This window comes from Sagittula sp. S175, assembly GCF_049800975.1.
Taxonomy (GTDB): domain Bacteria; phylum Pseudomonadota; class Alphaproteobacteria; order Rhodobacterales; family Rhodobacteraceae; genus Sagittula.
The window spans coordinates 12,607-32,922 of record NZ_JBNAGB010000037.1 but is presented as its reverse complement, the minus strand read 5'-3'; the positions used below and the strand labels follow the sequence as shown (position 1 = coordinate 32,922).

The 20,316-nt window shown below is 61.1% G+C and carries 22 protein-coding genes and 1 other annotated feature; of the genes, 13 read left to right on the top strand and 9 right to left on the bottom strand.

Annotated features, from left to right (window positions below; translation table 11 throughout):
- Positions 1 to 53: 53 nt before the first annotated feature.
- Positions 54 to 1,276 (top strand): IS3 family transposase gene (locus tag ACP16H_RS25025; protein ID WP_425073750.1). Its coding sequence is split into 2 segments (ribosomal slippage): positions 54 to 342 and positions 342 to 1,276, totalling 1,224 coding nucleotides; the frame shifts between segments, so codons are not numbered across the junction.
- Positions 335 to 451 (top strand) — a sequence feature (AL1L pseudoknot). It overlaps the preceding gene by 117 nt.
- Positions 1,277 to 1,569: 293 nt before the next feature.
- Here ACP16H_RS25025 and ACP16H_RS25020 read toward each other — a convergent pair.
- The 9 genes from ACP16H_RS25020 to ACP16H_RS24980 form a co-directional block, all read right to left on the bottom strand.
- A complete protein-coding gene (locus ACP16H_RS25020) occupies positions 1,570 to 3,705 on the bottom strand; it encodes a ParB/RepB/Spo0J family partition protein (protein WP_425074886.1) in 2,136 nt (711 codons plus the stop codon).
- A gap of 184 nt (positions 3,706 to 3,889) precedes the next feature.
- Positions 3,890 to 4,936 carry a plasmid replication protein RepC gene (gene repC, locus ACP16H_RS25015; protein ID WP_425074885.1) on the bottom strand — a complete coding sequence of 349 codons (1,047 nt, stop codon included), beginning with the start codon at positions 4,934 to 4,936 and terminating at the stop codon, positions 3,890 to 3,892.
- A gap of 155 nt (positions 4,937 to 5,091) precedes the next feature.
- Entirely contained in the window at positions 5,092 to 6,066 is a 975-nt protein-coding gene (gene repB / locus ACP16H_RS25010; protein ID WP_425074884.1) for a plasmid partitioning protein RepB, read from the bottom strand.
- Positions 6,066 to 7,253, bottom strand: a complete 1,188-nt coding sequence (repA, locus tag ACP16H_RS25005) for a plasmid partitioning protein RepA (RefSeq protein ID WP_425074883.1) — start codon at positions 7,251 to 7,253, stop codon at positions 6,066 to 6,068. The genes repB and repA overlap by 1 nt, the downstream gene beginning before the upstream one ends.
- Positions 7,254 to 7,626: 373 nt before the next feature.
- Entirely contained in the window at positions 7,627 to 8,469 is an 843-nt protein-coding gene (locus ACP16H_RS25000; protein WP_425074882.1) for a hypothetical protein, read from the bottom strand.
- Positions 8,470 to 8,674: 205 nt separating this feature from the next.
- Positions 8,675 to 9,331 (bottom strand): hypothetical protein, encoded by a 657-nt coding sequence (locus ACP16H_RS24995; RefSeq protein ID WP_425074881.1) that lies wholly within the window; start codon positions 9,329 to 9,331, stop codon positions 8,675 to 8,677.
- Between the two features lie 97 nt (positions 9,332 to 9,428).
- The gene (locus ACP16H_RS24990; RefSeq protein ID WP_425074880.1) at positions 9,429 to 9,728 is read right to left on the bottom strand and encodes a type II toxin-antitoxin system RelE/ParE family toxin; all 300 of its coding nucleotides are present in this window, start codon (positions 9,726 to 9,728) and stop codon (positions 9,429 to 9,431) included.
- A gap of 8 nt (positions 9,729 to 9,736) precedes the next feature.
- Positions 9,737 to 10,003: an antitoxin gene (locus ACP16H_RS24985; RefSeq protein ID WP_425074879.1), complete on the bottom strand. Its 267-nt coding sequence runs from the start codon at positions 10,001 to 10,003 to the stop codon at positions 9,737 to 9,739.
- A gap of 42 nt (positions 10,004 to 10,045) precedes the next feature.
- Positions 10,046 to 10,300 carry a hypothetical protein gene (locus ACP16H_RS24980; protein ID WP_425074878.1) on the bottom strand — a complete coding sequence of 85 codons (255 nt, stop codon included), beginning with the start codon at positions 10,298 to 10,300 and terminating at the stop codon, positions 10,046 to 10,048.
- A 207-nt stretch (positions 10,301 to 10,507) separates the two neighbouring features.
- Between ACP16H_RS24980 and ACP16H_RS24975 the strand changes: the two genes are divergently transcribed.
- The 12 genes from ACP16H_RS24975 to ACP16H_RS24920 all read left to right on the top strand — a co-directional run bounded on the left by ACP16H_RS24975 (position 10,508) and on the right by ACP16H_RS24920 (position 20,290).
- On the top strand, positions 10,508 to 10,843 hold the full coding sequence (locus ACP16H_RS24975; RefSeq protein WP_425074877.1) for a hypothetical protein: 336 nt from the start codon (positions 10,508 to 10,510) through the stop codon (positions 10,841 to 10,843).
- Between the two features lie 232 nt (positions 10,844 to 11,075).
- Positions 11,076 to 11,552 (top strand): lytic transglycosylase domain-containing protein, encoded by a 477-nt coding sequence (locus ACP16H_RS24970; RefSeq protein WP_425074889.1) that lies wholly within the window; start codon positions 11,076 to 11,078, stop codon positions 11,550 to 11,552.
- Positions 11,549 to 11,839: a TrbC/VirB2 family protein gene (locus ACP16H_RS24965; protein ID WP_425074876.1), complete on the top strand. Its 291-nt coding sequence runs from the start codon at positions 11,549 to 11,551 to the stop codon at positions 11,837 to 11,839. Before ACP16H_RS24970 ends, ACP16H_RS24965 begins: the two co-directional genes overlap by 4 nt.
- A gap of 9 nt (positions 11,840 to 11,848) precedes the next feature.
- Entirely contained in the window at positions 11,849 to 12,127 is a 279-nt protein-coding gene (locus ACP16H_RS24960) for a type IV secretion system protein VirB3 (protein WP_425074875.1), read from the top strand.
- On the top strand, positions 12,117 to 14,489 hold the full coding sequence (locus ACP16H_RS24955) for a type IV secretion system protein B4 (RefSeq protein ID WP_425074874.1): 2,373 nt from the start codon (positions 12,117 to 12,119) through the stop codon (positions 14,487 to 14,489). Before ACP16H_RS24960 ends, ACP16H_RS24955 begins: the two co-directional genes overlap by 11 nt.
- Positions 14,489 to 14,689: a hypothetical protein gene (locus ACP16H_RS24950; protein ID WP_425074873.1), complete on the top strand. Its 201-nt coding sequence runs from the start codon at positions 14,489 to 14,491 to the stop codon at positions 14,687 to 14,689. The genes ACP16H_RS24955 and ACP16H_RS24950 overlap by 1 nt, the downstream gene beginning before the upstream one ends.
- A 3-nt stretch (positions 14,690 to 14,692) precedes the next feature.
- Complete coding sequence (locus tag ACP16H_RS24945; protein ID WP_425074872.1) at positions 14,693 to 15,835, top strand: lytic transglycosylase domain-containing protein; 1,143 nt, start codon at positions 14,693 to 14,695, stop codon at positions 15,833 to 15,835.
- On the top strand, positions 15,832 to 16,644 hold the full coding sequence (locus ACP16H_RS24940) for a type IV secretion system protein (protein WP_425074871.1): 813 nt from the start codon (positions 15,832 to 15,834) through the stop codon (positions 16,642 to 16,644). The genes ACP16H_RS24945 and ACP16H_RS24940 overlap by 4 nt, the downstream gene beginning before the upstream one ends.
- Positions 16,645 to 16,646: 2 nt before the next feature.
- A complete protein-coding gene (locus tag ACP16H_RS24935; protein WP_425074888.1) occupies positions 16,647 to 17,300 on the top strand; it encodes a virB8 family protein in 654 nt (217 codons plus the stop codon).
- The gene (locus tag ACP16H_RS24930; protein ID WP_425074870.1) at positions 17,297 to 18,004 is read left to right on the top strand and encodes a TrbG/VirB9 family P-type conjugative transfer protein; all 708 of its coding nucleotides are present in this window, start codon (positions 17,297 to 17,299) and stop codon (positions 18,002 to 18,004) included. The genes ACP16H_RS24935 and ACP16H_RS24930 overlap by 4 nt, the downstream gene beginning before the upstream one ends.
- Positions 18,001 to 19,323, top strand: coding sequence for a TrbI/VirB10 family protein (locus ACP16H_RS24925; RefSeq protein WP_425074869.1), 1,323 nt, complete (start codon positions 18,001 to 18,003; stop codon positions 19,321 to 19,323). Before ACP16H_RS24930 ends, ACP16H_RS24925 begins: the two co-directional genes overlap by 4 nt.
- Position 19,324: 1 nt before the next feature.
- Positions 19,325 to 20,290, top strand: coding sequence for an ATPase, T2SS/T4P/T4SS family (locus ACP16H_RS24920; RefSeq protein ID WP_425074868.1), 966 nt, complete (start codon positions 19,325 to 19,327; stop codon positions 20,288 to 20,290).
- Positions 20,291 to 20,316: the final 26 nt, after the last annotated feature.

Sequence of the window (20,316 nt, the reverse complement as noted above, 5' to 3'; positions counted from 1 at the left end):
TGAACCGCGCCGGGTTTGCCGGAGGCTCCAACTCTTGAGTAGGATGGAGCATTATGAGCAAGACGACGAACAAGTATTCCCCCGAAGTGCGCGAACGAGCCGTTCGCATGGTTCTGGACAACGCAGGGCAGCATGAGAGCCGCTGGTCTGCGATCCTGTCGATTTCGTCGAAGATCGGGTGTGCGCCTCAGACGCTGAACGAGTGGGTCAAGAAGGCGGAGGTCGATCGCGGTGATCGCGCCGGTGTCTCGACCGAGATGGCCGAGAAGATGAAAGCGCTGGAACGCGAGAACCGCGAACTGAAGCAGGCCAACGAGATCCTGCGGAAGGCATCGGCATATTTTGCCCAGGCGGAGCTCGACCGCCGGTCCAGGACATGATCGCCTTCATCGAGGAACATCGTGACGCCATCGGGGTCGAGCCGATCTGCAAGCACCTGCCGATTGCCCCATCCACGTTCTACGATCACATGGCCAAGCGGGCGAACCCCGACCTGCTGTCGGATCGGGCGAAGCGGGATATTGCCTTGAAGCCCGAGATCGAACGCGTTTGGGAGCAGAACTACAAGGTCTATGGCGTTCGCAAGGTCTGGCATCAGATGCGCCGGGAAGGCTTCGATGTGGCCCGCTGCACGGTGGCGCGGCTGATGAAGGATCTGGGGTTCGAAGGCGCCATCCGTGGCAAGAAACACAGGACGACGATCCCGGACAGGTCTCAACCCTGTCCGCTTGACAAGGTGAACCGCCAGTTCAAGACGCCTGCGCCAGACATGCTCTGGGTCAGCGACTTCACCTACGTGGCCACATGGCAGGGCTTCGTCTACGTGGCATTTGTCATCGATGCCTTTGCCCGCCGCATCGTCGGTTGGCGGGTCAGCCGCACAGCGAATGCCGGGTTCGTGCTCGATGCGCTGGAACAGGCCGTTCATCAGCGGCGACCAGGCTCTGGACTGGTGCATCACTCGGATCGCGGATCGCAATACCTGTCGATAAAATACACCGAGCGCCTGGCGGAGGCCGAAATCGAACCGTCGGTCGGCAGTGTCGGTGACAGCTACGACAATGCTTTGGCCGAGACAATCAACGGTCTTTTCAAAGCAGAGGTCATTCATCGCCGAGGGCCATGGCGCAGTTTCGACGCCGTGGAATACGCCACACTCGAATGGGTCGATTGGTTCAACGACCGCCGCCTGCTGGAGCCCATCGGGAATATCCCACCAGCAGAGGCCGAGGCAAACTTCTACGCCGCTCTGGAAAGATCAGACATGGCCGCGTAACTAAGACAAACCAGCCTCCGGCAAACCCGGCGCGGTTCACGCGGCGGCTCCTTCTTGACGAGACGGCCGACGCCGTTCGAGCGTTCCCAGGCCGCGAGCTTCTTCGTGAACCGCGCAGGCGGTTTCGGTGCGCTATCGGCGTAGCGAATGAGCGCGCCCAGGGGCGCAGTGTCGAGTATGGTGGTTGCAGACATGATTCCTCATCCTGAATGCGATACTTTGCATTCATCTTATTGATATTGTTGTATTTTATGTGATTGAGAGCGGTTTTCCCCGCCCTCGGATTGCGCGGATCACTCCGCAGCCACCATCGACGCATCATCACCCGGGAGGTCAGCGGTGAGGAAGGCGGGAAGGTCTTCAGACGCCCCCTGCCCTTCCAAACCGTCGAATGCCTCCAGATCGTGACGGCGAAGAACCTCCGGCAACCAGCCGCTGCCTTTCAGCAGACGCTCGGCTTCAGTCGCCATCTCGCCCTTCTTCAGGTGATCGAGGAGTTGGGCAGTGCCTTCCCCTTTCGCCTCGCGCACGGCCTCGAGGATCCGGGCCTTGGGCACGCGGTTCAGGTAGGTATCGGCAGTCGGCTCCCAACCCGCCTCGACCATGTCGAGATCGACCGCTTGTGCGACCAAGTCAGACTGGGTCATCCGCTTGGTCAAACCGCTGGCCGAGATACCGGCACCATAGGGGTTCACCTTCTCATGGAGCGCGTTGATCCCGAAGCTGAGGCAATGCGCGAGCAGGGACAGCCGGCTCACCTGATCGAGGGAGGTCAGGTAGTCCCAGAGCGCGGCATCGTCGCCGCGCGGCAAGTCGGCCTCCCACTCCGCATGGCGATCGTCCACCAGCTTGGCCACCACGCTGTCCTTAAGATCGCTCGCCTGCGCCGACATGTAGACGTGACGGACCGAAGCCTCGAGGCAGCTGCCGGCCGAACTGGATGTCCGGAAAGTGTCCTTGACGAGCTTCAGGAGCAGCAGCGTCAGGGCGACGTCGGGAGAACGCCCAACAGCTTCCCGCAGTGCCAAGGTCCGGTGCGCCGTCAACTCCATGATCAGCCGCTCAGGCAATGGCTTCAACGCACCATCATCCTCGTCGTCGGGCACGTTGGCGCCAAGCGCCTGACCGGCAGAGGTGATCACCGTGCCGTGGCCGACACCATCCGTGCTGCTCGCAGCTGAAAGCTCAGCGCCCTGCCCGTCTGCCGCCTGTTCACCGCTGTGGACGTCGGCATCTTCCCGAGACTCATCCTCGGGTCGCACAAAGCCCCGATAGACTGCAAGCTCGCCATAGCGATCAAGCGTCACGAAAGCCCCTGCCCGCGCGATCTCCTCCGCGTCGAAGATCAGCGGCCGGGCCTCGAGCTTCTCCATCGCGACTTCCAACTCGCCAAGACGCGCGTCGATCTCTTCGGGGAATTCATCCTGGCCCTCGTATTGCTCTTCGAGCGCCCGGTACTCGGCAAGCAGCTCGGCATGGGCCGCACTTTCGTCATCCGTCATCGGCGCCGGGTCTCCGCTCAACCGCCGCAAGCCGTGGGTGTAGCCATAGGGCAGGTCGAGCGAGACCTCGATCCATTTCCAACCTTCGGTCGCTATGACTTCGGCTTCAGCCTGAAGCTTCTCGCTGACCATACGATCAAGCAGGGCAGGGTCTTCCAACCATCCACCGTCATCGCCCTGAAACAGGTCATGCAACATGGTGCCGCCAGCGGCCTCATAGGCCTCGACACCGACAAAAATTGCACGACGGTCAGCGGCGCGCACGGAGGTTTCCGTCAGGAACCGCCGGATCTGGTAGGGTTCCTTGTTCCAGGACGACTGGATCGCCTCCCAGACCTGAACCTGGCGCTCATGATCCGGATTGACGGTGAAGGCCATCAGCTGCTCCAGCGTCATTTCATCCTCGGCATAGAGCTCGAGCAGGGCAGGGGCCACGGCGGCGAGTTTCAGGCGCTGCTTGACCACCTGCGGCGTGACGAAGAAGGCGGCGGCGATCTCCTCATTGCCCTGACCCTTCCCCCGCAGCGCCACGAAGGCACGGAACTGATCGAGCGGATGCAGGGCAGCGCGTTGCATGTTCTCAGCGAGCGAGTCGTCTTCGGCGAGGATCGCAGAATTGGCATCCCGTACGATGCAGGGAATGGGCGTCGTCTTGGCCAGGCGTTTCTGCTTCACCAGCAGAGACAGGGCCTGGAAGCGTCGACCGCCAGCGGGGATTTCGAACTTGCCGGTCTCGGACCCGTCATCCGCCAGAACGGGCCGAACGCTCAGGCTCTGCAGCAACCCGCGGCGGGCGATGTCTTCGGCCAGTTCCTCGACCGAGATGCCGGCCTTGATGCGCCGGACGTTGGACTGGCTCAGCACGAGCTTGTCGAAGGGAATGTCCCGGGACGGGGACAGGGTGACTTTCTGGGCAGATTTCGCCATCAGATCTTCTCCACGACGGGCGCCAGAAGCCACTCTCCCGATCTCACTTCCCGTCACCCCTTTCACAGCCACCCTCAAACTCTTCCGCGGGCGTAGGACACAAAATTGATGACCGTTTCGGTGATCATTGTCGTTTCCTAGTAACGACACCTTTCTGGTCTGGGCTTGGAATTGTTCAGGTCGCCTATGATAGCACGCGATCAAGGTATCTTGCAGGATGCCTAATATGGGATGCTTTTCCGATGATAGTGTCGAGCGCCAATAGAACCCGTCCGGGACCACTGGTTTGCAAGTGAGCTAAGAGCTTCTCTTGGTTTACTCTTAGAAGGCTTCCGATATCAGTGATGATCCGGATGACGGTTTGCCTGTCTCGTGGTTCGTTAGGGTAGAAAGAGGACACGTGGACTAGATCGGTCCAATCCATTGTCTTGGGATCATGTTGTTTTTTCAGGTTCCGGGTTGTTTCTAAGCTGTCTTTGCGTCTCTTAGTGAAATTTAATGTTTTGGATTCTACGAGCCGGTCATTTTGTCCGGTTGTGGCGGACATTTTTGCTGTTTCGCCAATGGTCATAGCCGGGTTTCCGGCCGGAAACTGGAACTTATCTTCATGATTTCCAAGGATGCCGTGCAACCGGTCTATAATTTTGATCACGTCTTCCTGTGACAGCGTTGTGCGCCGCAATGTTTTGCGGATTTCGGCTAGTAGGGTGACGATTTTCTCATCATTCGTGTGGGCCATCGCTTCAACCCGGAGAGCGAGGGCTTTCGCTTTGAGTGACCGCAGTTGCTCGGCGTCTTGGGATACCTCTTGTGCCCAAGCCTTTAGCTCCTGCTCCCGATGATACATCGGCGCGAGATCGAACCCGAAAGCATCCCGAATGACACCGCCGTAACGCAGTGGGAACCGCTTGCGAGTGGCGCTATCCCGTCGATTGATTAGTCCGCTTCTAACCAAACGGCTGATACAACGACGCAGTGTGCGTTCGTCGAGCCCGTTGGTTCGCTCTGATAGCGACGCATTGGATGGAAAGACGATGGTCATCCCATTGTCGGATGCGCTGTCCTTTTTGGGCACGAAGCTGATCAACGCCTGCAGCGTGGCGAGGTCGTTGGAGGTCAATCCCAACTCACGTCTCAGGGTTCTGATCGATTGGATCACGCGGTATGGATCAGCTACAGGCGCAACTGATCGTTCCGCCACGGCGGGTTGCGGCGCTCGAACATGTTTCATCTCGATTTGGGCAGAAAAAGCATCCCCATTCACCGCGAACGGTGTTGAAATCGATTCGGCTTCGAGGTATCAATCAGGTGTCTAAGCTAATTGAGGCCCTTCGGAAGCGCTGCTTTCGGGGGGTCTTTCCTTTTCTGGCCTATCCTCCTTTCTGCTCAATTTGTTTCATCGTCTGTGTCCTGAAGGCTGGATTGCTGCGCTGCAGCCAAAGCGGCCAAAGCGCTTTCCGGGTTCTTTGCAATCCATGCATGAAGCCCGTCCTCACCACTTTTGACCGTGATGACGGCTGTTCGCTTCGTGATTTTGACCGAGCCAACCTCTGTCTCGATGGCGGAGGGGGCGGGTGACTTCTTCTTCTTGAGAAGGCCCTCAAACGTGGTAAAGCGTTCATCGGAGCTTCTCCCCGCCTCCTTGGCATTTGAAAGCTCCGTCTCCACATCATGGTTTCCGGCCGGAAACCCGAGGGCCTCATACGATTTGGCAGCAGCGTACCATCGGTCGCGACCAACTCCAGGTGCCGGTCCGATTGCTTCGATGACGTCGACCGGAATACAGGAAACGACCTGCTTCATGCGGGCGAGACCGGTAAGCTTGTCGCCATTTCGGCGCGCCTTCTGGTCGATGTTAAGGGCGTCGCAAACAAGACCTTCATCCTTGCCTGACTCCAGAAGAGATTTCGCAAAGAGGGCTTTCTCGATCCAAGTCAGATCCTTGCGAAAGCTGTTCTCCTGGCCTTGAGCCAAAATAGCCTGCTCGTCGTCGAGCGCTCTGACGAGCGCTTTGGCGGGCTTACCGATCAGCCGAAGTGCCGCGAGGCGTCTGCGTCCATAGATGATCCGGTACCGGCCACTGGCAGGGCTGACAAGGATCGGGATGAGTTGACCCTGCTTGTCGATACTGTCGGCAAGGTCGCGAATGTCATGTTCGTCGTCACCGCTGAGGCGGTCTTTGAACTCAGAGTCGTCAATCAGATCCGTGCTGATTTCCTGAATGGAAGACTGCGCGGCGTCTTGCAGAGATCGCGCCATGCTCGATAGGGCAGGGGCCTTTGACTGGGCCGGCTTGGGCGAAATCGACGAGGGCTGTACGTCTTCATCTTCCGGGATATCGAAGGTGACTTTTCGAGCCATTACGTACGCCCCCATGCGGCTTGGATGAGACCTTCCACTTCGTCAACGACTCCGTTGATCGACTCGATGGCTCGATCATAGGTTTGCCGGTGAAAGTCCGATCGCGCGATTTCGAAAAGTGTTTGCTGGGTCAGGCCCGCATCGGAAACCGCGGACGATTTCAGGAAGGGTTGGGTCAAGACGTCGTCTGTGAACATCGTTCGCAAGAACGCGGCCATCTGGGTTTGTGGGCCATCATTGGGCTCAAACCGCGTGATTAGGAAGCGCATGAAATCCCAATCCGGTGACGCCCCGACGTCCGCGATGGTTGCCATCAGACTGGACGTCAGTTGCAAGAACTGAGCCATTGAGGCGACGTCCAACATACTCGGGATGACCGTCACGATCAGAGATGTCGAGGCCACCAGCGCAGAGAGCGTCGTAAAGCCAAGCTGAGGCGGGCAGTCGATGACGACGATGTCGTAATCTGCCTCGACTTCATCGATGCAAAGAGCCAAGCGCTGATAGAAGGGCGGCCTGATGTTGTTTCGCAGGGCGTGGGCTGTTTCGGTCTCGAACTCGGACAGAAGCAAACCGGCCGGAGCCAGATCGAGATTGTGAAAATAGGTTTTGAGTAGCACGTCCTGGAAAGGCACTGGCTCCTCGTAGCGCAGGGCATCATATACTGTCCCTGCTTCGGGAAAATCTATCTCAGGCCGATACCCAAACATTGTGGTCATGGAGGCTTGCGGATCCAGGTCGATTGCCAACACCCGATACCCATCGAGGGCCAGCTTTTGGGCCAGATGGATGGCAGTTGTGGTCTTGCCAGCGCCGCCCTTGAAGTTAGCGATCGAGATGATCTGGATTTTTTCCCCATCTTGCCGACGGGGCACGATGTGCTGAAACTTGGTGCTTGAGGACGCAATCTCGCGACGAGCCACATCGATCTGCTCGGCGGTATAGAACCTCCGCCCGCGGGCGTCCGTTTCGATCTCACCAAGGTCGAGCCGATCTTCGAAAAACATCTTCCTTAGGAAGTCTTGGCTGACGCCAAGAAGCTTTGCCACCTCGGTGGAACTGAAGCGTCTCAACGCCTTCCGCTCTTCAGGCAGGAAAGACTTGCGCATGTTCACGTCAAGCGATTTGCTTAGCCGTGTTGCCATAGCCTGGATCTTTTGATCCATTCTGATCTGTTGCTCGTTCATGCTCGTCCCAGTGCCCGTGTTTCGGGTCTATTTTGAGATGGAACGCAAAACCGCCCGAAACTGTCTATTTGCGTTCTTTCGGGAAAATGTCAGGAAAAGGCCCGTCCGGCAAGAGAATTTTGGGATGAGATGCTGCGCCGTCGTGGAAGTTTAAACTTTTCAAGTAGTTATCGGACTTCTATCGTTTTCGGCAACTACCATTTGTGGCCGGGACAACTTGTTACCGCAACATATGTCCGCCGTGCATATACTCATTCGACTCACGAAGTCGCCTCTCGATTCCAGAAGCCGAAGGCGCATTTTTGAAGCCTTACTTGGCATTGGGTGCTTTCGGCACAGCCGTTCGAAGGTCATTCGCCGAACCATCTACCAATCACGGCCCGATCTCACCCGACCTTACGGCATCGCCATGAACTGCCAGCATGGCTGCAAATTCGGCGCAGCTAAACCTTTGGGCTATTGCTTTGATGCGATCCTTGTAGGCCGCAAACCCAATCTTACGCTGCAGGTCCGCAGCGTGGAACTGTCGGTTCGCCACCGGCGCCGGTTTCGCCAATCTGGACAACTCGGATTGATGAGTTTGTGCCGCTGCCTTGGGTCGGTCGACAGGTTTCGGCGGCACCGGCTTCTGCTGAACTGAAGTCTGCCAGCGACGCATGAAGCCGAGAAGAAAACCCGCCGGTACGCAGGTGTTTCCGCGGGCAGAGTTGAACGCCATGAAGCGATCCCAGATTGTCTGCGTGTCGATGTTCCAACAGGGCAGGGCGGTTTTGGCCACCTTGATAAGCGCGGCCCAAGTTGTGTGATGGACGTTCGATCCGGGGGTGATCTCGATCGTTCCCGAGAAGATAGTTTTGTTATTAGACTCTCTAGATAGTGATGTGTCGCTCCCAGTTGATGCCAGATGCTGTGATTGATCCTCTGATACGCAGCCGAAGCGGAACAGCCAGGGCGCGAATTTGCCATTCGGTTTCCATCGCTCGAGGCAAAGCCCTGATCGCGCGAGCTCGGCAAGCAAGGTCGTGAGGTGTTGGCGGCTTACGCCCATCTCACTGGCCAGGGATGCGAGCGTAAACGCGGCCGTGCCCCGCTCGAGCCCGTTGTAGCCGTCCTTCCAGGCAATGCCGTCGAGGATGATTGTCGCGAGTTTGTGGGCGGATACAGACAGATCACATCGCAGGATCTGCCGCAGGATCGCGCCGGTTGTGAGGGTCATGGGTCGTCTCCTCTGGAGGTGACGTCAGATCGTGAGGCAACAACATTTCTGCCGGCAAAAAGACATTGCTGGTTGCGGGGCTGCGGACGATGGGCTAGAACGCTCAGGCATGGAAGAGTGATCTAGCGCGGCGTCGGACTTCGGTCTGGCGTCGTGTTCGTTTAAGGGGTGTGATCAGGTCCGCCGGGGGCGATCTGGGGTTTTGTCAGTAGCGGACTTCTTCTGAACCGTAGTTTCCGGCGTGGTCACGCCATTCGACGAAGACCGAACGGTAAAAGTAATTGTTGCAGCCGACCGGGACCCGCAGTCTGGATGCCGAGGGGACTTCGGACGCTTTCGACAGGGTCCAGTGATAGTCACCTTGGATTCCGTAGGTCCCGAGCCGGGTCACATCCCAGCGCGTGCACTCGCCTTCGCGATTTTCACGTTGGCTATACTGGATGTGGAACACGCGGATGCTGCGCACGAAGTCAAATGTCTCATCCGAGATATCGACATCCGCTCGGTCCGTGCTCTGGACCTCGCGGAGCGGCGCATCCGCAGGATACGATTGCCGGGGCAGAGCGGTCCAATTGGCGGCTTCGTAAAGGCGCTCACTCGGAATAGGTGTCTCGACAGGCATAAATGACGCGCCCAAAGGGCAGCGCCAGATCTGCAGCGGAGGTTCGACGGGCCAAGGGGTGATCCGGCGAATGAACACTGCACGCGCGTGCGTGCAAGGGGCCGATGCTGGCCAACCGCCCGCAATGCAGAGCAGGATGGCGCAATCCACCTGGTAAGCGCTGGCCGGTGTGGCCCATGGTATTTGGCCGGATAGGGTCACTGCTGCAGCCATGGCAAGCTGCTTGAACTTGGGTCTCATGTATCGACTCCCACAAAACTGTGCAGGCGAATACAATACAACATTAATGACGGCAATCGGATTTATTTGATGGAAGGCTATGGACCGCACAAGCCGGTCAAAGCCGATCCTTCAACCGTCGCACGAAATCCATGCGTTCATGCAGGACGGCGAGAACGATCGGGCGCGAAGCGACAAGCCAGACGACGTAGTGATGCTCGCATCGAAAGATGCGGACATCGTCCGGCAGTTGATCGAGGGTTTTCGACCGTGTGCGCCCCGCTCCGATGGCATCGCAGCAGGCTTCGATCTGGTTGAGATACCTGTCGGCCTGATCGGTGCCCCAGGTCTCATAGGTGTAGGCCCAGATCTCGCGGAGATCCTCCTCGGCGCCGAGCGTAAGGTCGTAGCTCGCCATCTCGGACTTTATCGTTCGGCTTTAGTACGCGCTTCGCGGCGGATGTCACTGATCGACTTCGAAGACAGTTCGCCACGGCGGGCCTGGTCGATGCGCGGTCCAAGAAATCCTGCCAAAGCTGCGTAAGCCTCGTCCTCGCTCATTCCATAGAGTGATGGCGCATCGCCGAGAGTCCGGGTTAGGACGTACTCCTTGATGCTTAGTCCCTTGAGAGCCGCGATGGCTTTCAGCTTTTGATGCTCTTCAGCGGTGATATCGATTGAGAGTCTGGGCATTTTTCGAAGATAGCCCCAAGTGACCCACAAAACAACATTTGTTCATTCCAGGATATCGACCATACGTTCATAGTCACGGCTGACCTCCTGCGCCTCGAAGAAGGCACGTTGGCGCTCAGCATCGAGGCAGCGGAAATACTCCTGGATATCGGCGATATAGGCTTCGAAATCCGCCCGCAGTAGATCGGCATAGGCTCGGACGTCTTCGGGCCGCTCGGGAAGGTAGGGCTTTTCCGGGGCGATACAGGCGCCTGCCATCTGTGCAGTCACCACAAACAGCGCCGCCAAACCAAGCATGTGGGATCGTTCGACACAAAACATGTGTAGGGCAAAACCCCTTTGTCCCTTCAAATTCACGCAATCGTGCGCTAGCCGTTTAAAGCAGTCAAAGACGGCTGGTCAAGACGAATAAATCGTCTTGCTTTCATTTATGTTGTTTTGTATTGCCCGCGTGGAATTGCCCCGCGGGTCGCTACTCATCATGAGGAGGTCCAAGGGGAGGTCATGTTAGAAGAAGCACCGAATGTGGTCACCGAAGACGGACTGCGCGGATTGCTTGGCCAGGGATACCGCGCCGAGGTCATCTGCAAGGAAGGCGCCGAGAAGCGCCACAACAGCTGGTACGGTATATGGACCGTGCGGGCGGTTTCGGCCGATGGTCGGGACGAAAAGCTGCTTGTCACCTCGCGCAGCTACCTCAAGGTCCGCGAATTCAAGACCATCGTTGGCCTCGTCAGCTTCCTGGCCGACATGGGCGCGACCGTTGTCTCCATCCCGCTCGAACAAGGGGGCAGGGTGCCCCACGAAGTGTCGGGAAAGCCTGCGACCGTCCAGTCCTGACGGATCCGACGCACGCCGCATTCTCGCGGCGCTTGTCTTGCTGGGTACAGGTGTTTGTTCCGCACCCTCGGCCCTGCAAGCACAATCTAACTCGGGCGGGTTCATTTTCTCGGTTGGCCAGGATGGGCGACTGATAGACGCCGCGCGTGATGGCCTGAACCGGTCACCGGCCGTGAACAACGACGCGTCGCCTGAGCCGGGCGACAGGCTTTTTCTCTTCTCCAAACGTAAAGTGGACGAACCGGACGCTGATGCAGCTGTGCCGAAGGACGTCGTTGCGGATCCCGACATTCTCGCGGCGATCGAGGCGGCGGCCTTTCGCTATGGCGGTCATCCAGGCTTGCGCCGCGCGGGTCTGACCGTCACCGACTGGGCCGCGCTCTATCGCGCCAATATCGAAATCGAAAGCGCCTATGATCCGCGCGCTTTGAGCGATGCTGGCGCAATCGGGCTTGGTCAGTTGATGCCTGACACCGCGCGGGCCTTGGGAGTCGATCCACATGATCCGCGCCAGAACCTGGACGGCTCGGCGCGGTATCTGCTGATGATGCTCGAACGTTTCGGCGACAGCCGTCTGGCGCTCGCCGCCTACAATGCCGGACCCGATGCGGTGCACCGCCATGGTGGCATTCCCCCTTACCGAGAAACCCAAGGCCACGTGGCGAAAGTGACCGCCGTGATGCGACGCCTGAGAGGAGAAACTTCGTGAACAGACCTGTGAATGTGACCGCCGTTGCGGCGGCCCTACTGATCGTGGCCGCCGGTCCGGCCTTGGCGCAAAGCATCGATCTGTCGCCGGTACAAACCCTGTTGCAGGGCATCGTCGATGCGATCACAGGGCCGCTTGGCATCGTAATCGGCACGCTGGCGCTGATCGGCGTGTTTCTGTCGTGGCTCTTCGGCATCCTCGATTTCCGCCAGGCGCTTTGGGTCGTGGTGGCGATCGCTGGAATTGCTGCTGCGCCGACCATCGTCACAGCAATCTGGACGACCTGAGACAAGGTCATGACCGAACAATCGCGCGTCTTCATCGGCCTCCTGAGGCCGCCCAAGCTTTTGGGCCTGCCGATCATGTATGCCATGGTCTGGCTCTTCGGCTCCACGCTCCTGTTCCTATGGGTACAGAACTGGGTCGTGGTGTTGATCGCAGGCGTCGCCTGGCCAGCACTGTGGAAGGCCGCCGATTGGGATCCGAACTTCCTCGACGTGCTGGTGATCACCCTGCAAGAGACGCCGCCGACCCGGAACCGCAGGCATCACGGGGGTGACAGCTATGCCCCGTGACGCCGGATATGGTGAAGGTCTCGATCTCGGGACGGTCCTGCCGACTTGGGTCGCGGGCGAGAAGCGCCTATCGCAGATGCTGCCTTATGTCAGCCTCGTGGGTGATGTGACGATCCGCACCCGCGGCAACGAACTGATGCAGTGCATCCGGCTCGAAGGGCTGAACAGTACCACGAGCAAGGATGCACATCTCGACCGCATCGGCGCGCTGATGGCTGGGATCGTGGCGCAGGCCGGGACAGGGTTCTCATTCTACCTGCACAAGGTCTCGAAAGCGGTCGAGGTGGACCTGCCGCCCATCGATGACACGGGCTTCGCGGGCGAGATCGACCGGCGCTGGCGCACCCATCTGCGCGCGTCTGGCCTGCGTGACAAGACGCTGACGCTCACGGTGCTGAAGCGTCCCGAAACGGGCAGGGGGCTGCCTTTCTTTGCTGGGTCTTCCCGGGCGCGGCTCGCGCAAGATACCGCGCGGCGGATGCGCAAGCTCGACGAGGTGGTGGGGTTCATTCTGTCTACCTTCGACGAGATGAACCCCCGGCTCTTGTCCGCAGAGTCCGGCGCGCTGCTCGGCTTTCTCGGCAGCCTCAATACGGGTTGCGAAAAGCCGCTGTTCCCACGCTCGCGCTTCGGGATTTTGGCCGAGGATGTGGCCAACACGAGGGCGACCTTCGACGGGCCGACGATCCGCCTCTCGGATGGCGCGGCGGGCGAGAAGTTCGGCGCGATCTTCGCGGTGAAGAATTACCCGGCCAAGACCGATGCGCTGATGCTCGACGAGCTGAACCTGCCGGTCGACATGGTCGTCACGCATTCCTTCGTGCCGATCAACTCGAACATCATGGCCGGCCGGATCAAGCGGCAGCTGCGGCTGATGCAGGCCGCCAATGACGGGGCGGTCAGCCTAGCCGAGGAACTGGAGTTCGCACAGGACGACCTGGAATCGAAGCGCCTGATCTTCGGCGAGCATCACATGACCGTCGCGGTCTATGCCAGGACGCGGGCCGCGCTCGACGACATGTGCGCCGAAGTGCGCAACATCGCCGCCAGCACCGGCATCAACCTGATCTCGGAAGGCTTCGGGGCGCGCGCGCATTACATGGCACAGCATCCCGGCAATACCGGGGCGCGGAGCCGCAAGGCAGCAATCACCAACCACAATTTCGCGGACTTGGCGACATTGCACCGGACGCCCTTGGGCAAGCCAGGGAGCGACGTGCCCTGGGGCCTGCCAATCACGCTTTTCCCGACGCCTGAGCGCGGCGGGTTCCGGTTCAACTTCCATGAGCAGGGCGCGCCGGACCGTGAACCGACCGGTGGTCACACGTTGATCCTCGGCCGCCCCGGCTCGGGCAAATCCGTGCTGGCCGCCTTCCTCATGGCGATGGCGCGGCGGGCCAATGCTCGGCTTTTCGTCTTCGACTATCGCGCCGGCATGGAGATGGCGGTGCGTGCGCTCGGCGGCAGCTATTCCACCGTGCGGGCCGGGCGGCCAACGGGTCTCAATCCGCTCCAGACCGAAACGGATTCGCGCGGCCAAGCCTGGCTTGCCGACTGGCTCGCCACGCTACTTGAGCGCCGCGATCGCCCGCTCACGCCGGTGCAGACCAACCGGCTGCAGGAGGTCGTGCGCCAGAACGCTTCGGCGAGCCACGAAGGTCTTCGGAACTGGTCGGATTTTGCCTCGCTGCTGGTCTCGACCGATGACGAGGGCGATCTCTTCGAGCGGATGCAGGAATGGACGGCCGAGGGCCGCTATGGCTGGATTTTCGGGGCCAATGCGCAAGACACATTCAGCCTGGCCGGCGACATTTCCGGCTTCGACCTGACCGGCATCCTCGATTCCGAGAGCGAACGGGAGCGCATGGCGGTGCTCTCCTATCTCTTCCGGCGGGTCGAGCGCGTGATCGAGGACCGCAAGCCGACTGTCATCCTGATCGACGAGGCCTGGAAGGCACTGGATAACGCATATTTCGCGGAGCGGCTGTCGAACTGGCTCGTCACCGCCCGGAAACAGAACGCCGTCGTCGTGATGATGACGCAATACGCCAGCCAGCTCGAACGCACCCGTACCGGCAAGACCATCGTCGAGGCGGTGCCGACGCAAATCCTGCTGCCGAACATCCGCGCCAGCGAGACCGATTACGCCATGCTGGGTCTCTCGGAGAAGGAGCTCGATATCTTGTTGGGTGTCGGCTCGTCCTCGCGGCTCGCGCTGGTTCGTGACGATAGGGGATCGGTTGTTATCGATGCCGATCTCTCAAGCCTTGGTCCGCTCGTGACCATCCTCGGCGGCATGGAGAAGGGCGAGGAACTGGTGGGCAGCGACTACCGCGACCGCCCGGATTTCTGGAGACTTTGATGATGAAGACAATGACCTTGGGCGCAGGGCTTCTTGCCCTCAGCCTCACCCTGTCGGCCTGCGCGGAGTACACGCCTGCGACTGCCAATTGCTTCGATGTACAAGGAGCGAGAACCACGCCGCGTCTTTCGACCAAAGGGTCCGTCGTGGCGCCTGATGACACCGGCTGCAGCTTCACCGCCCTCGGCGCTGCGGACTGATCCATGTTGCGTTGTCTGCCTCCTTTTTTGATCTGCGCCACAATTGCCGCTCCGGTGACAGGGCAGGGCGTGCCGACCTTCGACGCGCAGGATTTTGCCCGCACTGCGGCGCTGATCGCGCAGCGGGACAAGGATCTGGCCCTGCAGCGCGACACGCTGACCCGGAAAGAGGAACTGGCCGAGATAGAACGCCAGCAGCTCAAAGCCTTGAACAACCTCGTCGAGGCGACAAGCTTGGGCGGAACCGACGTTTCTGGTACCATCGGCGGATTGGAGGCTGGCAGAGGCCCCGAGACCGCCGCGGAAGCGCTGTATGGTAAGGAGGATGGCAATCCGGCTGCCAGCGCCATGTTTGGTGATGCGCGGGAAGGGATCGAGGCCCTGATCATCCGGGCGGCGCGTGACACTTTTTCCCTCCCCGGGGTGTCGCGCGCCGGACTGTCCCTCGTGCAGTGGCGCTGTCTCCTCCAGGCGCTGATCTGGCAGGAGAGCCGGTTCCAGATCGGTGCCCGCTCGCCTGTCGGCGCCTTCGGTCTCACCCAGATCATGCCCGGCACCGCCTCCGATCTCGGCATCTTTCCCGCCTATTACGACGATCCCTACCTGCAGGTGACCGGCGGCGCGCGTTACCTCGCGCAAATGCTGAACATGTTCGGCGGCAACATCATCCACGGGCTCGCCGCCTATAACGCCGGGCCCGGCAACGTGCAGGATTACGGCGGCGTGCCGCCCTTCACCGAGACCCAGCACTACGTCGTGGTCATCCCCGAGCAGTACAACCGCTACCTCGCCGCGGTCGGCGGGATCGACGCGCTCGGCACCATCGATCCGGTCCTGCTCGCCAATGCGAGCTTCAGCCTCTCGGCGCATGGCTCCGGGGTCTATGGCGATTACTCGCTGGTCTCGGTCCAGGCCGCCGCCCTGCGCGTGCAGGACATCATCGAACGGATTGGCGAGACCGAAGACCTGCACGAGGCGCTGGCCCTCAACACCTTTGCCCGCGCGGAACTGGCGCGTCTCGTTGCCATCCGCACCCGCCTCAAGGCCGCACGGACCGAGCCAATGAGCGCCGAGCAGATCGCGATCGCCGCAGCGCAGGCCGCCGAGCGGCAATTCATGGATTTCAGTTTGGAGACATTGCGATGAGGATCACTTTCCCGCGCGCACGGAGAATTCTGTTCGGAACCGCCGCGGCGGTGGCCGTGACGATGAGCATGGCGACCGCGCCGGCCGTCGCCCAGGGCGTGCCGACCGTCGACACCCAGAACATCGCCCAGGAAATCCGCCAGTTGCAGCAGATGCTGGAGGATTTTGGAATCCAGACCGACCAACTCGATACCCTGCTGGAACAGCTCGATCTGGTGCAGGCGCAACTCGATGAGTTGAACGAGATGTACGCCTCGCTTACCGGCGCGCGGGACAAGATTCTGGGTTTTGCCATGGGCGGCGATCTCGACGGTTTGCTCGAGGCGGATTTCTCCGACATCGGCGATCTGATCACCGGCATCCAGCAGGGGGATTGGAGCGCGCTTCTGGGCTCCTCCGCCGGACCACTCCGCACCCAGATGGAAAGCGCGCTGGCGAGCGCCGGGTTCGACGAAGACAGCCTTGCCGAGATCGCCCGCAGCGGCAGCCCCGGCGCGCAAGGCGTCGCCACCCGTGCCACCACCGGGGCCGTGCTCTCGGCGGCGGCGCAGAACAGCCATGCCGAGGCCGCGCAATCGCTTGAACGCGTCGACAAGCTGGTTGAGATGATCCCGGACATGGAAGACCTGAAGGCATCGATGGATCACAATACGCGCGTAACCGCCGAGCTTGCCATCGCAATGACGCGGATGTGGGAGCTTGAGGCGATCCAGACCGTCGGCGCGGGCAATGCCGGCGTGGTCGATGCCGCGACCATTGTTGAAGAGCGCCGTTACATGGACTTCACCCTGCCGGAACTCCGGCCATGACGATGGGAACGGGCATCGATACCATCGTCGAGGAAGAACTGGTTTACGGCGCGCTGCGCCGCGAGGAGATCTGGCGCAAACTCGGCATCGGCGGCGCGGTCTTCGGCGTGATGGGCTGCCTCTCAGCCGCCGCTGTTGCGCTGCTGATCGAAACCCCGCCCCCGGTCGTCGTGCCCTTCGACCCCGCGACCGGCCTCGCGCTGCCGAATGCCGCCGTGCAGACGGTGACGCTGGCCGAGCGCCCCGCGGTGATCGAGGCGCAGATCTATCGCTATATCACCGACCGAGAGACCTATAACCAGCTCGACAACGACCTGCGCGTACGCCGGGTTCTGGGGCAATCGAAGGGCGCGGCCGAGGCCAGCATGCGTGCGACCTGGACCAGCGGACAGAAAAATTACCCACCGTCCCGCTATGGCGCCGGGGCCGAGATTGCGGTCGAGATCGCCAGCATTACGCTCATCGGCGAGAACCGCGCGCAAGTCCGCCTTCGCAAGCGCCTGACCGGCCCGCAAGGCGCGCAGGATGGGGCCTTCACCGCCACGTTGATGTTCGAGTTCCGCCCCGAGACCCCGCGTGGGCTCGATGAGGTCTGGCAGAACCCTTTCGGTTTCACCGTCACGCAATACGCCATCAGATCGGACCGCGCCGAATGACACCCCGCATTTCTTTTACCGCCGTGCTGATCGCCGCTGTAATCTCCGTGGGCCTTCCCGCTCTTGCCGAGACCACGCCCGGTCGCGGAGCCCATGACAAACGCATCCGGATCGCGACCTGGGTCGACGGCCAGGTGTTCCGCGTCGTGACCAGCCTCACCCGCGTAACCACGGTCGAGTTCGGCGAGGGTGAGACCATCCGCTCGATCATTGCGGGCGACACGGTTGGCTTCCAGTTCGACGCGGTCCCGGGTGGGCGCGCCTTCGCAATCAAGCCCGTGGCCTCGGGTGTTGCCACCAACATCACCGTCTACACCAACCGGCGGTCCTACTATTTCCACGTCGTGGAGGCGCGTGAAACGCCGCATTACGTCGTGCAGTTTCGCTTTCCCGAGAGCCGTAGCGCGCCCCGGCAGGCAGTGGCCGCTGCCCCGCCCAATGCGAACTACGGTGTCAGCAAAAAGCTCGAGTTCACGCCAATCTCGGTCTGGGATGATGGCACATTCACGTATTTCCGCTTCGCAAAGAATGCGCCGATGCCGGCGATCTTCCGTCACACGCGCGGCGCGGAACGGTCGGTCAACAGCCAGGCACAAGCGGATGGGGTTATCCGTGTCTCCGGTGTGAACCCCGAATGGGTGTTGCGCCTCGGTGAGGAGGTGATCTGTGTTCAGGACCTCGGGCGACAGGGAGCGGGTACATGACCGAGACCACTGACGATCTCGCGACCCGCCTCGCCGCGCTGGAAGGCGCATCCGGCAAGCGGGCAGGGGGCAAGCGACCGTCTGTAACCGCAGCCCTGCTCGGCATCCTTGGGATCGCCAGTGTCGGCGGTCTCGCCTATGCTGCGCTATTGCCGGAGGCCACAAAGTCCATGCAGACGGCAGCGCCTGCCGAGTTTCAGGACAAGGGCGATGGCTTTGGCGATCTCATGCCCGCCATGGCACCCGTCCAACCGTTGCAGCCTGGCCCGCAGGACGAAGGCCCAAGTGAAACGGAACGCGCGCTCATGCAATCGCTGGAGAAGCTCCGCGCAGAACTGGACGCGTTGCGCGCCGCTCCGGCCAGGACCGATGATGGCGTCGCCGATGCCACCATTGCCGATCTGACCGCGCAGATCGCGGCGCTGCAGGCGGCGGGGGAGGAAGATCGTCGCGCCTTCGAGCGGCAGCTGACAGAGCGCGACCGAGCGCTGGAACAGATGCGCATGGATCTGGAGCTGGCGCAGTTGCAACAACCCGTGCCCACCCAGCTTGGTCCTTCCGAAGACGATTTGCGGCTCGCCGAACTCGAACGCCGCCGCGCCGCGGAAGCCGAGGCCCGCGCCGAGCGTATCGCCTCCCCGATGATCGCTTTCTCCGGCGCCGGGAACGGACCCAAGGATGGGGCAGGGGAGGCGCGCTTGAGCACGGACGAGGCTTTCGTCCGCTCTGGCGCTCAAGTGGCCGAGGTGACGCGCGCAGAGATCATCGCCAATCCGTCCCACACCTTGCCGCAGGGTACGATGATCCAGGCAGTGACCGAGACCGCGCTCGACAGCAGTCTGCCTGGCGCGATCCGGGCTATCGTTTCCGAGGACGTGCATGCCTTCGACGGCTCCCGCGTGCTGATCCCGCGTGGCGCGCGTCTGATCGGGCGGTATCGCTCCGACGTATCTCTGGCGCAGTCCCGCGTGATGGTGGCCTGGGACCGGATCATCCTGTCCGACAACCAGACCGTACAGATCAGCGCCTTTGGCGGGGATGAACTGGGGCGTTCCGGAACGGGCGGGGTGGTGGACACGCGTTTTGCCGAACGTTTTGGCTCCGCCGCGTTGATCTCGCTGATCGGTGCGCTGCCGGTTGCCGCCGCAGGCCAGATCGAGGATGAAGCCGCAGCAGATGTGGCGAGTGATGTTGGATCGGACCTGCGCGACAGCACGCAAAACGTCATGCAGGATTATCTCGCGCTCAAGCCGGTCATCCATGTCGATCAAGGCGCGCGGATCACTGTCATGGTCGACCGCGACCTGGAGATCTTCTGACATGGCGGCGAGCTATCTCGAAGCCTCGCTCGACGCACTGGCACCCGCGATCGGGCGTCCGGACGTGATCGAGATCTGCATCAACCCGGATGGCAGCACCTGGGGCGAGTTCCACGGCGATCATTTCATGTCCGCGCTCGGCACGCCCCTAAGCCAGACCGCCATCAAGGATCTCGGCAACCAGATCGCCTCGGCCGCGGGCACGACGCTCAGCCAGAAGAAACCCATCGTCTCGGTCAGCATCCTCTACCGCGACCGCCCGATCCGCGCCCAGGTGATCCAGCCGCCCGCCGTCGAAGGCGGTTTCTCGATCTCGCTGCGGTTCTTCTCCAGACTGCCGCTGGAAGAGATCAAACTTGCCTATCTCTTCGACCAGGAAACCAGCCTCGAGGCGTTGCGCCGCGAACGGAACCTCGCCCTGCGCGAGGTCGTGGCCACAGGCGAGATCGACGCGGCGCTCACGTTCTGTGTCCAGAACAAACTCAACATGATCGTCTCGGGCGGGACTTCGACCGGCAAGACCGTGGCGGCCCGCAAGATCCTGTCCCTCGTCCCGGACCACGAGCGGATCGTCACCATCGAGGAGGCGGCCGAGCTGCGCCCCGCGCAGCCGAACGCGGTGACGTTGATCTCGGACCGGGAAAGCGACACGCGTGGCGCCGACCAACTCCTGACCTCAACCCTGCGGATGCGGCCCGACCGCATCGTTCTCGGCGAGGTTCGCGGCAAGGAGGCCATGACCTTCCTCGAGGCGATCAACACCGGTCATGGCGGTTCGCTCACCACGCTGCACGCGGAAACCCCCCAGCTCGCCGTGAGACGGCTTGCCATCGCCGCGCTGAAGACCGATCTGCCCCTGACCTACACCGACATGATCCGCTACATCGAAGGCTCGATCGACGTCATCATCCAAGCCGGCCGCCACCAGGGCGCGCGCGGCATCACCGAATTCTACCTGCCCGGCTAGACAGAGGGTCCGAGCCAGTGACCATC